The 13,773-nt window shown below is 71.1% G+C and carries 14 protein-coding genes; 8 read left to right on the forward strand and 6 right to left on the reverse strand.

What is annotated here, in order from left to right; translation table 11 throughout:
* Positions 1–17 precede the first annotated feature (17 nt).
* The 6 genes from B9B60_RS14900 to B9B60_RS14925 all read left to right on the forward strand — a co-directional run bounded on the left by B9B60_RS14900 (position 18) and on the right by B9B60_RS14925 (position 6,000).
* A complete protein-coding gene (locus B9B60_RS14900) occupies positions 18–1,217 on the forward strand; it encodes a sensor histidine kinase (RefSeq protein ID WP_084452607.1) in 1,200 nt (399 codons plus the stop codon).
* Positions 1,218–1,227: 10 nt separating this feature from the next.
* A complete protein-coding gene (locus B9B60_RS14905; RefSeq protein ID WP_072626333.1) occupies positions 1,228–1,992 on the forward strand; it encodes a LytR/AlgR family response regulator transcription factor in 765 nt (254 codons plus the stop codon).
* On the forward strand, positions 1,989–2,360 hold the full coding sequence (locus tag B9B60_RS14910) for a hypothetical protein (protein ID WP_084452609.1): 372 nt from the start codon (positions 1,989–1,991) through the stop codon (positions 2,358–2,360). The genes B9B60_RS14905 and B9B60_RS14910 overlap by 4 nt, the downstream gene beginning before the upstream one ends.
* Complete coding sequence (locus B9B60_RS14915) at positions 2,357–3,871, forward strand: sodium/solute symporter (RefSeq protein WP_084452611.1); 1,515 nt, start codon at positions 2,357–2,359, stop codon at positions 3,869–3,871. The genes B9B60_RS14910 and B9B60_RS14915 overlap by 4 nt, the downstream gene beginning before the upstream one ends.
* A 174-nt stretch (positions 3,872–4,045) precedes the next feature.
* Positions 4,046–4,393, forward strand: coding sequence for a DUF485 domain-containing protein (locus B9B60_RS14920; RefSeq protein ID WP_072625497.1), 348 nt, complete (start codon positions 4,046–4,048; stop codon positions 4,391–4,393).
* A complete protein-coding gene (locus tag B9B60_RS14925; protein WP_084452613.1) occupies positions 4,390–6,000 on the forward strand; it encodes a solute symporter family protein in 1,611 nt (536 codons plus the stop codon). The genes B9B60_RS14920 and B9B60_RS14925 overlap by 4 nt, the downstream gene beginning before the upstream one ends.
* 68 nt (positions 6,001–6,068) lie before the next feature.
* Here B9B60_RS14925 and bioB read toward each other — a convergent pair whose 3' ends face one another.
* Genes bioB through B9B60_RS14945 form a run of 4 tightly spaced genes read right to left on the reverse strand, consistent with a single transcriptional unit; the run spans position 6,069 to position 9,037 of the window.
* Complete coding sequence (gene bioB / locus B9B60_RS14930; RefSeq protein WP_084452615.1) at positions 6,069–7,130, reverse strand: biotin synthase BioB; 1,062 nt, start codon at positions 7,128–7,130, stop codon at positions 6,069–6,071.
* A gap of 10 nt (positions 7,131–7,140) precedes the next feature.
* Entirely contained in the window at positions 7,141–7,761 is a 621-nt protein-coding gene (locus B9B60_RS14935) for a CbiQ family ECF transporter T component (RefSeq protein WP_084452616.1), read from the reverse strand.
* Positions 7,752–8,453, reverse strand: coding sequence for an energy-coupling factor ABC transporter ATP-binding protein (locus B9B60_RS14940; RefSeq protein WP_084452619.1), 702 nt, complete (start codon positions 8,451–8,453; stop codon positions 7,752–7,754). The genes B9B60_RS14935 and B9B60_RS14940 overlap by 10 nt, the downstream gene beginning before the upstream one ends.
* Positions 8,453–9,037, reverse strand: coding sequence for a biotin transporter BioY (locus B9B60_RS14945; RefSeq protein WP_084452621.1), 585 nt, complete (start codon positions 9,035–9,037; stop codon positions 8,453–8,455). Before B9B60_RS14945 ends, B9B60_RS14940 begins: the two co-directional genes overlap by 1 nt.
* Positions 9,038–9,159: 122 nt before the next feature.
* Here B9B60_RS14945 and B9B60_RS14950 point away from each other — a divergent pair, with 122 nt between their 5' ends.
* Positions 9,160–9,741: a TetR/AcrR family transcriptional regulator C-terminal domain-containing protein gene (locus B9B60_RS14950; protein WP_084452623.1), complete on the forward strand. Its 582-nt coding sequence runs from the start codon at positions 9,160–9,162 to the stop codon at positions 9,739–9,741.
* 55 nt (positions 9,742–9,796) lie between these two features.
* Here B9B60_RS14950 and B9B60_RS14955 read toward each other — a convergent pair whose 3' ends face one another.
* Together B9B60_RS14955 and B9B60_RS14960 are read right to left on the reverse strand one after the other, a co-directional pair.
* Positions 9,797–10,216, reverse strand: a complete 420-nt coding sequence (locus tag B9B60_RS14955) for a hypothetical protein (RefSeq protein ID WP_084452625.1) — start codon at positions 10,214–10,216, stop codon at positions 9,797–9,799.
* A 224-nt stretch (positions 10,217–10,440) separates the two neighbouring features.
* Positions 10,441–11,367: a phenylalanine 4-monooxygenase gene (locus B9B60_RS14960; protein ID WP_084452626.1), complete on the reverse strand. Its 927-nt coding sequence runs from the start codon at positions 11,365–11,367 to the stop codon at positions 10,441–10,443.
* A gap of 280 nt (positions 11,368–11,647) precedes the next feature.
* Here B9B60_RS14960 and acs point away from each other — a divergent pair, with 280 nt between their 5' ends.
* Entirely contained in the window at positions 11,648–13,579 is a 1,932-nt protein-coding gene (gene acs / locus B9B60_RS14965) for an acetate--CoA ligase (RefSeq protein ID WP_084452628.1), read from the forward strand.
* Positions 13,580–13,773 lie beyond the last annotated feature (194 nt).

Consider the following 13,773-nt stretch of genomic DNA (forward strand, 5'->3'; position numbering starts at 1 on the left):
CGCACTAGGGTGCCGCCATGGACGCCGGCCTGCACCTGCCCACTGTGGCAGTCGTCACCGGCGCCTTCCTCGCGCTGGGCCTGGCCGTCGCTCTGGTGCGGTGGCGTCGGGCCCGCCCGGGCTTCATCTCGGTGACCGACCACGCCACCTACGAGACGCTCCATACCGCCTCCGTGGCCGGGCGTCACCTCGCCGACGGCTTCACCGACGACGGCTGCGAGCGCGCCGCGCCCTACCTGCGGGCGATGCTCGCCACCCCGGGGCTGGCCGTCTGCGACACCTCGTCGGTCATCGTGTGGGAGGGCGAAGGGGGACACCACCTGCCTGCCGTCATGGACCACGCTGCACCGGTCCTCACCTCGGGCCAGTCGGTCGTCCTCGGACCCGACGTCGTCACCTGCACCTCCGTCGAGTGCCCGATCCGGGCGGCGGCCATCGCCCCGGTCACGGTCGACGACCGGGTCATCGGGGCGATCGCCGGCTACGGCCCGACCGTGTCGGCGGGCCTGGCGCGCGCCGCCGACGAGGTGGCCTCCTGGGTGGCGACGCAGGTCGAGCTGGCCGACCTGTCCTTCGAGCGCACGCGGGCGATGGAGGCCGAGCTGCGGGCCCTGCGCGCGCAGATCTCCCCGCACTTCATCTACAACTCCCTCGCGGCGATCGCCTCGTTCGTGCGGACCGACCCGGCCCGAGCGCGCGAGCTGCTCCTGGAGTTCGCCGACTTCACCCGCTACGCCCTCCGACGCGACGGCGCCTTCACCACGGTGAGCGAGGAGCTGCGCAATGTCGAGCGCTATCTCGTCCTCGAGCAGGCACGCTTCGGTGAACGCCTGGGCATCACCCTCAAGATCGCCCCTGAGGTCCTGCCCGTGCGAGTCCCCTACCTCGCGATCCAGCCCTTGGTCGAAAATGCGGTTCGCCATGGGCTGGCGCCCAAGGAGGGCCCGGGCCACGTGACGCTGACCGCCTCCGACCACGGCTCCGAGGCCGAGTTCAGCATCGACGACGACGGTGTCGGCGCCCACCCCGAGGCGATCCGCAAGGTGCTCGACGGCCAGTCACGCGCCGACTCGGTCGGTCTGGGCAATGTCGACGCCCGGCTGCGTCAGGTCTACGGCGAGGAGTTCGGGCTCGTCGTCGACACGGCGCCCGGCGCCGGGATGCGGGTCTCCTTCCGGGTACCCAAGTACTCCCCTGCTCTCGAGGATCCGGCCTAGTCTGGTGGCCATGCCGCGCCCGCCACGCACCGCCGCGCTGACCGTCCTCGTCGTCGACGACGAGGCCCCGGCGCGCAACGAGGTGGCGTGGCTGCTCGACCAGGACGAGCGCGTCGGCCGCGTGCTCACCGCCTCGAGCGGTACCTCCGCGCTGGCGGCCCTCGAGCGCGAGCACGTCGACGTCGTCTTCAGCGACATCTCGATGCCCGGGCTCGACGGCATGCAGCTGGCCCGGGTCATCCGCCGCTTCAGCGAGCGGCCCCAGGTCGTCTTCGTCACCGCCCACGACACCCATGCCGTCGACGCCTTCGACCTCGACGCCGTCGACTACCTGATGAAGCCGGTCCGCCCCGAGCGCATCGGCGAGGCGGTGCGCCGGTGCCTGGCGGCCACCGATCGCGACGACGAGCCCGAGGCCACCCCCGAGGACGACGAGACGATCCCCGTCGAGCTCGGGGGCGTCACCCGCTTCGTGCGCCGCAGCGAGATCCGATGGGTGCAGGCCCAGGGCGACTACGCCCGGCTGCACACCCCCACCGGCTCGCACCTCGTGCGCATCCCCCTCGCGACCCTCGAGGAGCGGTGGGCCGAAGCCGGCTTCGTGCGCATCCACCGCTCGACCCTGGTCTCGACGCGGCACATCAGCGAGATCCACAACGACGGCGGTCGCTGCACGGTCCTCGTCGACGGCACCGAGCTGCAGGTGAGCCGCCGGCACACCCGCCACCTGCGCGGCACCCTGCTGCGCCCCCGCGCCACGACGGACGAAGGGTGACCAGCCCACCCCAGCGTGTGCGCGTCACCCGGACCCGACGCCCTTCGCGCACGCCCCGACGCCGCACCGTCCGCGAGGAGATCGTCGACGAGTCACGACTTGGGTCGACCTACGTCAACTCCCTGCGCCGCGCCCAGTTGCAGCTCTCGCTCGGCACCCTCGCTCTCGGGGTCGCCACCCTGGGGGCGCTTCCGATGATCTTCGCCCTCGCCCCGGCCGCTCGGCGGGTCTCCGTGCTCGGCCTGCCCGTCGCCTGGCTCCTCCTCGGGGTCCTCGTCTACCCGGGCGTCGTCCTCGTCGCCCGCTGGTACGTGCGGGCGACCGAGCGGCTCGAGGCGGAGTTCAGCGACCTCGTGAGTCGCCGATGAACCAACCGCTCAGCGTCGTCGCCATCGCCCTCGTCTGCCTGGTGACGCTGACGCTCGGCGCCCTCGGCCTGCGCCTGGCGAAGGGGACGAGCGACTTCTACGTCGCCGGCCGCACCGTCACGCCATGGCGCAATGCCAGCGCCATCGGCGGCGAGTACCTCTCTGCCGCAAGCTATCTCGGCGTCGCCGGGCTGGTCTACGAACGCGGGGTCGACATGCTGTGGATGCCCGTGGGCTACACGGTGGGCTACCTCGTGCTGCTCATCCTCGTCGCCGCCCCCCTTCGACGCTCCGGCGCCTACACCCTGCCCGACTTCGCCGAGAGCCGACTGGAGTCCGCGGCACTGCGCCGCGGCTGCGCCCTCCTCGTCGTCGGCATCGGCTGGCTCTACCTGCTGCCGCAAATGCAGGGCGCCGGGCTCGCGCTGCGCCACGTCAGTGGTGCACCGACCTGGGTCGGCGCCACGGTCCTCACGGTCATCGTCACGCTCAACGTCGTCGCAGGGGGCATGCGCTCGGTGACCCTCGTCCAGTCGGTCCAGTACTGGCTCAAGCTGTCCGCGATCGCGGTCCCCGCCTTCGTCCTGCTGGCGGTCTGGCAGCGCAGCGGCGCACCCACGCCGCAGGCGGACAGCTCGTGGTGGGAGCCGCTCACGTCGGCAGACCAGACCTCGCGGACCCTCTTCACGACCTACAGCACCCTCGCAGCGCTCTGCCTGGGCACGATGGGCCTGCCGCACATCGCCGTGCGCTTCTACACCAACCCCGACGGTGTGGCCGCACGCCGCACGACGGTCTCCGTCCTGGCGCTGCTGTCGCTCTTCTACCTCTTCCCGCCGGTCTACGGCGTGCTCGGTCGCGCCTACCTGGCCCCCTCGGAGATCTCCGACGACCCCAGCCGCACCGTCGTCCTCGCCCTGCCGGCAGCGATGCTTGACGGTCTCGACGGTCAGCTCCTCACCGCCATGGCCGCCGGGGGCGCCTTCGCCGCCTTCCTCGCCACCGCGTCGGGCGTGACGATGTCGGTCGCCGGTGCCATCGACCAGGACGTGCTCCGTCCGCTCACCGCCCGCCTCACCCACGGCGACGCCGGCCCGGCCGCCTCCTTCCGCATCGCCGCGGTGTCAGGGGTCCTCGCCCCCTTCGTCGCGGCCGTCACCGCCGCCCCGGTCGGCATCTCGTCGGCGGTCGGCCACGCCTTCGCCATCGCCGCCGCGACCTTCGCACCGCTGCTGATCCTCGGCGTCTGGTGGCCACGGCTGACGGCGAAGGGAGCCGCCGCGGGCATCACCGTCGGCGGCGTGAGCACCACCCTCGCCGCGCTCGTCTCGGTCACCGACAGCGCGCCCGACGGGTGGGGCGGCGCCCTCGTCGCCGCGCCGACGGCCTGGGCGACACCGCTCGCCTTCGCCGTGACCATGGCGGTCTCCCTCGTGACACCACGGCCGCGGCGGTGGGCGCGGACGATGACCCGACTGCACGCCCCCGAGGACGTCCTCGCCGGCGCCTGACCGCTCGTCGCCCCCACGCCACCGTTCACCGCACGACGCCTGCCCGCACGGCGACGTCAGGCCCCGCCGACCGCGGCACCCGACGCACCTCCCCCACCCGGGGTGTGGGCTGCCCCACTGTGGGTGCGTTCGGCCACCGATGTCCGAACCCACCCACGACCCGGAGGTGAGCCCATGAGCAACGACGCTCAGCCGCTCGGCGAGCGATACATCGCCGTGCAGGAGTCGCAGGAGTTCGGCCAGCTGCGCCGGACCTTCCGCAACTTCGTCTTCCCCGTGACCGCGTTCTTCCTCGCGTGGTACTTCCTCTACGTCCTGCTGTCGATGTTCGCCCCCGGATTCATGGGCACCAAGGTGCTCGGCAACATCAACATCGGCCTGATCCTCGGGCTCGGGCAGTTCGTCACGACCTTCGCCATCACCATCCTGTACATCCGCTGGGCCGGGCGGGTCTTCGACCCCGCGGCCGAGGCACTGGCCGAGCAGGTCGGTGCGCACGAGACCCCGGAGGTGGACGGATGAGCACCCTTGTCCCCGCGGCGACCCAGACGGGGTCCGCCACGCTCAACATCACGATCTTCGTCGTCTTCGTCGTCGTGACCCTGGCGATCGTCGTCAAGGTCGCGGCCGGCCACAAGACCGCGAGCCAGATGTACACCGGAGGCGCGTCCTTCTCCGGCCGCCAGAACGGCCTGGCCATCGCCGGCGACTACCTCTCCGCGGCGAGCTTCCTCGGCATCGCCGGCGCCATCGCCTTGCAGGGCTACGACGGCTTCCTCTATTCGATCGGCTTCCTCGTGGCGTGGCTCGTCGCGCTGCTCCTCGTCGCCGAGCTCTTCCGCAACACCGGCCGCTTCACGCTCGCCGACGTGCTGTCCTACCGGCTGCAGCAGCGGCCGATGCGCATCGCGACGGCCACGTCCGTGCTCGCGGTCTCCTTCTTCTACCTGCTCGCCCAGATGGCCGGCGCCGGCGGCCTCGTCTCGTTGCTCCTCGGCGTCGACGGCGCCTTCGCGCAGAATGCCGTCATCGCGATCGTCGGCATCGTCATGGTCGCCTACGTGATGATCGGCGGCATGAAGGGCACGACCTGGGTCCAGATGATCAAGGCCGTGCTGCTCATCGCCGCGACCGCGATCATGACCGTGTGGGTGCTCGGGATGTTCGGCATGAACTTCTCCTCCCTCATGCAGGAGGCCGTCGACAAGAACCCCGCCGCCGGCGAGAAGCTCCTCGAGCCGGGCCTGAAGTACGGCGTCAACCTCACGACCAAGATCGACTTCATCTCGCTGTCGCTCGCCCTCGTGCTCGGCACCGCCGGCCTGCCCCACGTGCTCCAGCGCTTCTACACGGTCCCGACGAGCAGGCAGGCGCGCAAGTCCGTCGAGTGGGCAATCTGGCTCATCGGCGGCTTCTACCTGCTGACCCTCGTCATCGGCTACGGCGCCGGCGCCCTCGTCGGCCCGGAGGTCATCAACGCCGCGCCGGGCAAGGCCAACGCCGCTGCTCCGCTGCTCGCCTACGAACTTGGTGGCTCCTGGCTGCTCGGCATCGTCTCCGGCATCGCCTTCGCGACGATCCTCGCAGTCGTCGCCGGCCTGACGATCACGGCGAGCGCGAGCTTCGCGCACGACCTGTACAACCAGGTCTTCAAGCACGGCAAGGCCACCCAGGAGGAAGAGGTCAAGGTCTCGCGCTACGCCGCGGTCGGCACCGGTGTCGTCGCCATCCTCGGCGGCATGCTGGCCAAGGACCAGAACATCGCCTTCCTCGTGGCGCTGGCCTTCGCCGTCGCGGCGAGCGCCAACCTGCCGACCATCCTCTACAGCCTCTTCTGGAAGCGCTTCAACACCCGGGGTGCGCTGTGGTCGATGTACGGCGGCCTCGCGTCGGCGCTCATCCTCATCGCCTTCTCCCCCGTCGTCTCCGGGTCCGAGACCGCGATGCTCAAGAACGCCGACTTCGACATCTTCCCGCTGGCCAACCCCGGCCTGATCTCCATCCCGCTGGGCTTCTTCCTCGGCTGGCTGGGCTCGGTGACGAGCCAGGAGTTCAACCGCGCGAAGTACGCGGAGATGGAGGTGCGCAGCCTCACCGGTCACGGCGTCGCCGAGGTCATCGACCACTGACCGATCACCAGCACCACCCCACGGGCGAAAGGGGGGAGAGCCGCGGCTCTCCCCCCTTCGTCATGTCCTCAGGCGTTGGCCGGGACGTTCGTGCCGGCCCCGCGGCGCCGGATGGCCGGCACGGTCCCGGTCGCCCCGTCGCCGGTCGGCTCGTCGGCCCCCAGGACCGTGAACCCGTGGTCCGCGATGAGCGCGAGGTCCTCCTCCGCTGCCTGTCCCTCGGCGGTGAGGTAGTCGCCGAGGAAGATCGAGTTGGCCACCTGCAGCGCCAGCCCCTGCACGCCGCGCAGGTGCATCTCGCGGCCCGCCGCGATCCGCAGCTCGGCGGCCGGCGCGAGCAGTCGCGCGGCGGCGAGGATGCGCAGGCAGCGCAGCGGGGTCAGCTCCCACGTCTGCTGCTTGGGCGTCCCGTCGAAGGGGATGAGGAAGTTGACCGGGATGGAGTCGGACCCCATCTCCCGCAGGGCGACCAGTGCCTCGACGAGCTGTTCGTCGCTCTCCCCGAGGCCGGCGATGAGGCCGCTGCACGCCGACAGCCCGGCTCCCTGGGCCATGGCGACGGTACGCACCCGGTCCTCGTAGGTGTGCGTCGTGACGATGGAGTCGTGGTGCGACTGGGCGGTGTTGATGTTGTGGTTGTAGGCGTCGACACCCGCCTCGCGCAGGCGCTCGGCCTGACCATCGCGCAGCAGCCCGAGGCAGGCACAGACCTCGACCTCGGGGTGCTCCTCCTTGATCGTGCCGACCATCCCCACGACCCGCTCCACGTCACGGTCGGTGGGGCCGCGACCGCTGGCGACCATGCACACACGCGACGCCCCTCCCCGCACCCCGGCCCGCGCCTGGTCGAGCGCCTGGTCCTCCTTGAGCCAGGTGTAGCGCAGGATCTCGCTGGTCGACCCGAGCGCCTGGGAGCAGTAGCCGCAGTCCTCGGGGCACAGCCCGGACTTGAGGTTGACGAGGTAGTTGACCTTGACGCTCATCCCGTAGTGGGCCCGCCGCAGCCGGGCCACTGCGGCGACCGCGTCGAGCACGTCCTCGTCCGGAGCGCGCAGCACCGTCAGTGCCTCCTGCGGCGTCGCCTCGGCGCCGGCGAGGACCCGCGCGACGATCTCGTCGTAGGTGGTCATGGTCTTCCCTTCATCCGTGTCTTCCGGTCTGGTCATCGCCCACACCTCGGGCGTGGAGCGCCTCCCCCCGCAGCCGCGCGTCACGCACGACCCGCACGACGAAGGGGGTCAAGGTCGCCCTGGGGTCGCGCTCCAGCCCGCGTGCCCGCGCCGCGTCCCGCGTCTGCCCGGCCGCCTCGGCGGTGGCCGGCACGGCCCGCAGCACGAGCGAGATCGCCAGGGCGACGCGGTCGGGGCGCACGCCGAATCGGCGGAGCGGGCGCAGGGCCCGCTCGACGGTGTCGAGCATGTCGTCGACCCGGGTCGTCGCCGTGACGAGGTGTGCGAGCAGGACGAGTGCCACGAGGTCACCGACGGTCTCGGCGGCGCGGGGCCAGCCCGCCTGCCAGGTGAGCCAGGCACCGAGCGCGAGCATCACGAGGACGAGTCCGCGCAGGGTGGTCGCAAGCACCCTCACGGGGGTGCCAGCAACGACGAGGAGGGTGAGCGCAGCACCCAGCGCGAGTGCTGCCCACAGCCAGCCGCCAGTGATGGCCAGCCCGACCCCCACGGCGGCGAGCAGGGTGAGCTTGGCACCCGCCGGGACCCGGTGGACGAGCGAGGTCCCGGGACGGTGCACCATCAGGAGCATGCGGCCACCCGGGCGCGATAGTGGTGGACGACGTCGGCCGCGGGTCCGTCGGCCACGACCCGGCCGCCGTCGACGAGGAGTGCCCGGTCGCACCGGCTGGCGAGCTCGAGGTCGTGGGTGACGAGCAGCACCTGCTGCGGCAGCCCCATGAGCAGGTCCCCGACCCGTCGGGAGGCCGCCAGGTCGAGCAGCGTCGTCGGCTCGTCGGCGACGAGGACGTCCGGGCCGGTGGCCAGGACGCTCGTCAGGGCGAGCAGCTGGGCCTGCCCGCCGGAGATCGCGTGGACACTGCGGTCGGCCAGACCGGCCAGGCCGTGCTGCTCGAGCACCTCGGCCACGGCAGCATCGCGGTCACGTCGGTCGGGTCGCGTGGCCCGCAGCGACAGGGCCACGTCCTCGGCGACCGTCGGCATGACGAGCTGTGCGTGCGGGTCGGTGAAGGTGAAGGCCACCCGGCGCCGCACCTCGCGGCCGCGACGTGCCACGTCGACGCCGTCGACGTGCACGGCCCCCGTCGAGGCGGTGACGAGCCCGTTGACGAGACGGGCCAGAGTCGACTTGCCGGCGCCGTTGGGGCCGATGAGCGCCACGCGGGACTCGCTGACGAGCAGGCTCGTCTCGTCGAGCACGAGCAGGTCGCCGGTCGCCGTGGGCCGGCGGACGGTGACCCGGTCGAGCTCGATGCGGGCCATCAGGCGCGGCGACGCAGCAGGTCGGGGAAGGCGCGGTGCACCGCGCCCGCGACGAGCACGGTGGCCGCGAGCTTGACCAGGTCACCGATCCAGAAGGCGCCGTCGACGGTGGCGGCCGCCTGCCACCCGAGCCCCGCCCGCAGGTGCAGGCCGACGATGCCGGCGGCGTGGACGACCAGGAGCGCGAGCAGCCCTCCTGCGGTGAGCACCCACACGGTGCCGCGACCGGCGCGCCGGACCGCGACGGAGGCGACGGCCCCGATGATCGCCGCCCCGACGACGAACCCGAGGATGTATCCCCCGGTCGGGCCGACGAGGACCGGCAGCCCGGCCTTGCCGTTGGCGAAGACGGGCAGCCCGACCGCCCCGACGAGGATCCACAGGAGGACCGCGAGCGCGCCGCGTCGAGCCCCGAGGACCGCGCCGGCGAGGAGGACTCCGAAGGTCTGCAGCGTGATCGGCGCGAAGACCGAGAGGTTGACCGCGGGCAGGACCGAGCAGACCGCGATCAGTGCGGCGAGGGAGGAGACGAGGGCCAGGTCGGTGCTCGCCGTGGCGGCCCGGGCGGCCGGTGCTGTGGTCATGCTGCCGATTCCCCTCATGTGAATGAACGCCGTTCACCCAAGTGAACGGCGTTCAGATTAGGGCCCTCGATCACGTGTGGTCAACTGGACCCCCGATCTCGATCCGCTCGAAGGGAGCGCCCGTGCCGCCGACGCGACGGACCCGCCAGCAGCCGCTCTCCCACGAGCGGATCGTCGCCACCGCCCTCGGCCTGCTCTCCCGGGTCGGCCTGCCCGACCTGACGATGCGCGCCATCGGCACCGAGCTCGGGGTGCAGCAGAGCGCGCTGTACCACCACTTCGCCAACAAGCAGGCGATGCTCGGGGCCGTGGCCGACGAGATCCTCGCGCGCGCCCCGCGCCCGTCGACACCCGACGACGCCCCCTGGCAGGCGCGGGTGCAGGAGCGCTGCACGCAGCTGCACGCAGCAGTCACCGCCTACCCCGACGGCGCGGACCTCGTGATGAGCATGTGGGCCTTCGGGATGGGCGGGCAGACCCCCTTCGACGAGCTGTCCCGCCTGCTGCGCGAGGCCGGCATCTCCCCGGCCGTGGCGCCGACCGCCGCACGCACGCTGCTGCACTTCGTCTACGGGCACGCCTACGACGAGCAGTCGCACGACGTCGCCGCGCGCTCAGGGATCCTCACCGCCGAGCGCGAGCCGAGCGACTTCGGCACCGGCCTGCGCATCCTCGTCTCGGGCATCGAGGCGCTCCTGCCATGACGTGCGAAGGGGGAGGCCGTGGCCTCCCCCTTCGCACGTCAGGCGTGTCGGTGCGTCACTTCGTCCAGACGATCGCGCCATCGTCGGCGTAGTCACCGTCGTAGGGCGAGTACTGCGCGCCGCTGACCTCCTGGCCGCCCTGGACCATCGCGACGTCGCAGGTGGTCTCGGTGTCACCGGGGCCGAAGTCGTCCGGCACCGAGTTGCGGTCGCACTTGGCGAAGGGCGAGGTCCCGATGATGACGAGGGTGGACGCCTTGCGGCCGTCGCTGGTGATCACGTCGACGTCATCGAGGACGTCGCCGCCGAGGTCCGCCGAGGAGTCGGTCCCGGTCATCGTGTACTGCACGTAGACCGGCGTGTAGCCCTTGTACTTGTCGGCGTCCTTGAGCTGCGACAGGTCGGCACTCGCCCCCTTGGTGACCTCGGTGACCGTCAGCTCGAGGGTCGCGCCGTCGTCGCCCTGCGGGATCACCGCGGTCTCGCCGAGCTTGAGCTCGGTCCCGGGCTTGGTGAGCTCCGCCGCCGGAGCGTCGTCGCTGTCCTCGTCCTCCTCGGACTCGGGCGACGTCGTGTCCTCGCTCGTGGTCTCCTGCGCCGGAGTCTCCTCGGCCGAGGTCTCCTCGCTCGGGGACGCGCTCTCGCTCGTCGCCGAGCTGCTCGGCGTCGCGTCCGTGGCCTCGTCGGAGCCACAGGCGGTCAGCCCGTCGCGGTTGACACGGGGAGCAGTCCCCTGCGCACGGCCTCGTGGCGCAGCGCTGCGGCCGCCTCGTCGTCGACGGTCGCGAAGAAGTCTCCGACGACGTCCTCGAGGTGGTCCATCGACCTGGCGGCGAAGAGCACCGGCTGGTAGGCGGTGATGTCGTAGTTGAGGGTGCCCATGTCGGCGAGGTCGAGCTCGCGGATCTCCATCTGCCCGAACTCCTGGATCTCGCCGTAGCTCGAGAGGATCCCGGCTCCGTAGGCCTTGAGGTCGCTCCCGTCGTGCATGACCCCGAACTCGATCGAGAACCAGAAGACGTCGGCCACGAGCTTCATGGCCTCGTCGGTCTGCAGACGCAACGAGGCCCGGCCCGCGGCCTCGGTGATCGCGGCCAGACGGGGGCTGGCGAGCTGGTTGGCGTGCCCGATGACCTCGTGGATGATGTCCGGCTCGGGCGTGTAGAGCGGCTCGCTGCCATGCCTGAGGTACTGCGTGGAGTTGAAGGCGCGGGCCCCCAGGTCGGCGTAGAAGTCGCGCAACGGGACCAGACCGGGCGCACAGACGTAGTTCCAGTCGGTGATCGGCACCAGCCGCTCGCTCACCTCGGCCAGCTGGGGCACGTGATCCGTCGGCAGGTCCAGCCGTGCCTTGGCCTCGAGGTACTCACGGTGGGCGTGGCGCTCGTGCAGCGGAGCGAGCTCGGCACTCACCCGGCGCCAGATGTCGTGCTCGGCGTCGGTGTAGTCGATGGTCGGCACCGGCTCGTGCCCGCGGTCCCAGCCCAGCGCGGCGCCGGCGATCTCGCCGCGTCGGCGCAGGTAGTGCGCGTCGTCGCGCCCCGGGTGCGTGTCCGCAAGATGGACCTCGACGGTCCCGTCCTCGTGCTCGGTGACGGGCGAGTACAGCTGTCCCTCGGTGAACACGGCAACCACCTCCTTGTGATCACCCCACCGTGGCAGATGGCCGCTGAGTGCACCACGGTTCCGCGACACGCTGGGCATTGTGCACACCCGAGGCGAAGGGAGGTCCGCTCACCGCTGCGCACTGTGCCCACCCCCCTTCGTCAGGACCGCTCGTCGTGCGACGGGCCGCGTCCGGCGACGTCGTGGGACCCCGCCGTTGTGCTCCTGACGGGCGCAGGAGAGGCTAGGTGGTGGACACAGGTCCGCGCGACGGAGCGCGGCCACTCGACGAGGAGGACATGTGACGGACTACGCCCCCACCCCCGAGTTCACCGAGCAGGCCGTGGGTCAGGCCTCGCTCTACGACGAGGCTGCCGACCACGAGGCCTTCTGGGCCGCCAGGGCCACGGAGTACGTCACGTGGAGCCAGGACTTCGGCACCACCCTCGACTGGAGTGACGCCCCCTTCGCCAAGTGGTTCGTCGGCGGTGAGCTCAACGCCAGCTACAACTGCGTCGACCGCCATGTCGAGGCCGGCAACGGCGACCGGGTGGCCCTGCACGTCGTCGGCGCCAACGGCGACGACCGCACCATCACCTACGCCGACCTCCTGCGTGAGGTGAGCAAGGCAGCCAATGCCCTCGAGTCCCTCGGCGTGACGAAGGGGGACCGCGTCGCCATCTACATGCCGATGATCCCCGAAGCCGTCATCGCCATGCTCGCCTGCGCCCGCATCGGCGCCCCGCACTCGGTGGTCTTCGGGGGCTTCTCCTCCGACGCGCTCAAGGCGCGCATCGAGGACGGCGAGGCCAAGCTCGTCATCACCTCCGACGGCCAGTTCCGCAAGGGCAAGGCGATGCCGCTCAAGGAGGCCGTCGACCGGGCCGTGCCCGGCACGACCGCCGGCAAGGTGCTCGTCGTCAAGCGCACCGGTATCGACGTCGAGTGGGACGACGAGCGCGACGTGTGGTGGCACGAGGTCGTCGACAGCGCCTCCGACCAGCACGAGGCTCCGGCGCACGACAGCGAGCACCCGCTCTTCATCCTCTACACCTCCGGCACGACCGGGAAGCCCAAGGGGATCCTGCACACGACGGGCGGCTACCTCACCCAGTGCGCCTACACGAATGCCGTCGTCCACGACGTCCACCCCGAGACCGACGTCTACTGGTGCACTGCCGACATCGGGTGGGTGACCGGCCACAGCTACATCGTCTACGGCCCCCTCGCCAACGGCGCGACCCAAGTGCTCTTCGAGGGCACCCCCGACAGCCCGCACCAGGGCGTCTTCTGGGAGATCGTCGAGAAGTACAAGGTGAGCATCCTCTACACAGCTCCCACGGCGATCCGCACCTTCATGAAGTGGGGCGCGGACATCCCCGCCAAGTACGATCTGTCGTCGATCCGCGTCCTCGGGTCCGTCGGGGAGCCGATCAACCCCGAGGCCTGGCGCTGGTACCGCGAGCACATCGGCGGCGGCAGCGCCCCGATCGTCGACACGTGGTGGCAGACGGAGACGGGCGCCATCATGAACTCCCCCCTCCCCGGGGTCACCACCCTCGAGCCGGGCAGCTCCCAGCGACCGATCCCCGGCATCAGCGCCGAGATCCTCGATGACGAGGGGCAGCCGCTCACCGAGCCCGAGCAGGTCGGCTACCTCGTCCTCACCAAGCCCTGGCCCTCGATGCTCCGCGGCATCTGGGGCGACCCGGAGCGCTACAAGGACACCTACTGGAGCCGCTTCGGCCCGGAGTACTACTTCGCGGGCGACGGCGCCAAGTACGACGCCGACGGCAACATCTGGATCCTCGGCCGGGTCGACGACGTCATGAACGTCTCCGGCCACCGGCTCTCGACGGCCGAGATCGAGTCGGCGCTCGTCTCGCACCCCCGGGTCGCCGAGGCGGCCGTCGTCGGTGCCAGTGACGAGACCACCGGTCAGGCGGTCGTGGCCTTTGCCATCCTGCGCCAGGACGGAGAGACCGGAGGAGCCGAGGGCGACGAGCTCATCCAGGAGCTGCGCAACCACGTCGGCCAGCAGATCGGCCCGATCGCCAAGCCACGGCAGATCATGATCGTCGACGAGCTGCCCAAGACCCGCTCGGGCAAGATCATGCGCCGGCTGCTCAAGGACGTCGCCGAGAACCGTGAGGTCGGTGATGTGACGACCCTGGCGGACTCGTCCGTCATGAACCTCATCAAGGACGGCATGGCCAAGCCCTCAGGTGACTGACCGAGGCACAGAGCGACGAAGAGGGCCCCACCGAGTTGGTGGGGCCCTCTTTGTGTGCCTCGAGCTGGGCAATGGCTCCGAGCCATCCCCCATGTGTGCCTGGAATGGCGAAAGCCCCCCAGCGTGGTGGCTGGGGGGCTTTCGTGAATGTTTGTCCGGCTGCGTCCTACTCTCCCACACCGTCACCAGTGCAG

Source organism: Janibacter indicus, assembly GCF_900176385.1.
Taxonomy (GTDB): domain Bacteria; phylum Actinomycetota; class Actinomycetes; order Actinomycetales; family Dermatophilaceae; genus Janibacter; species Janibacter indicus.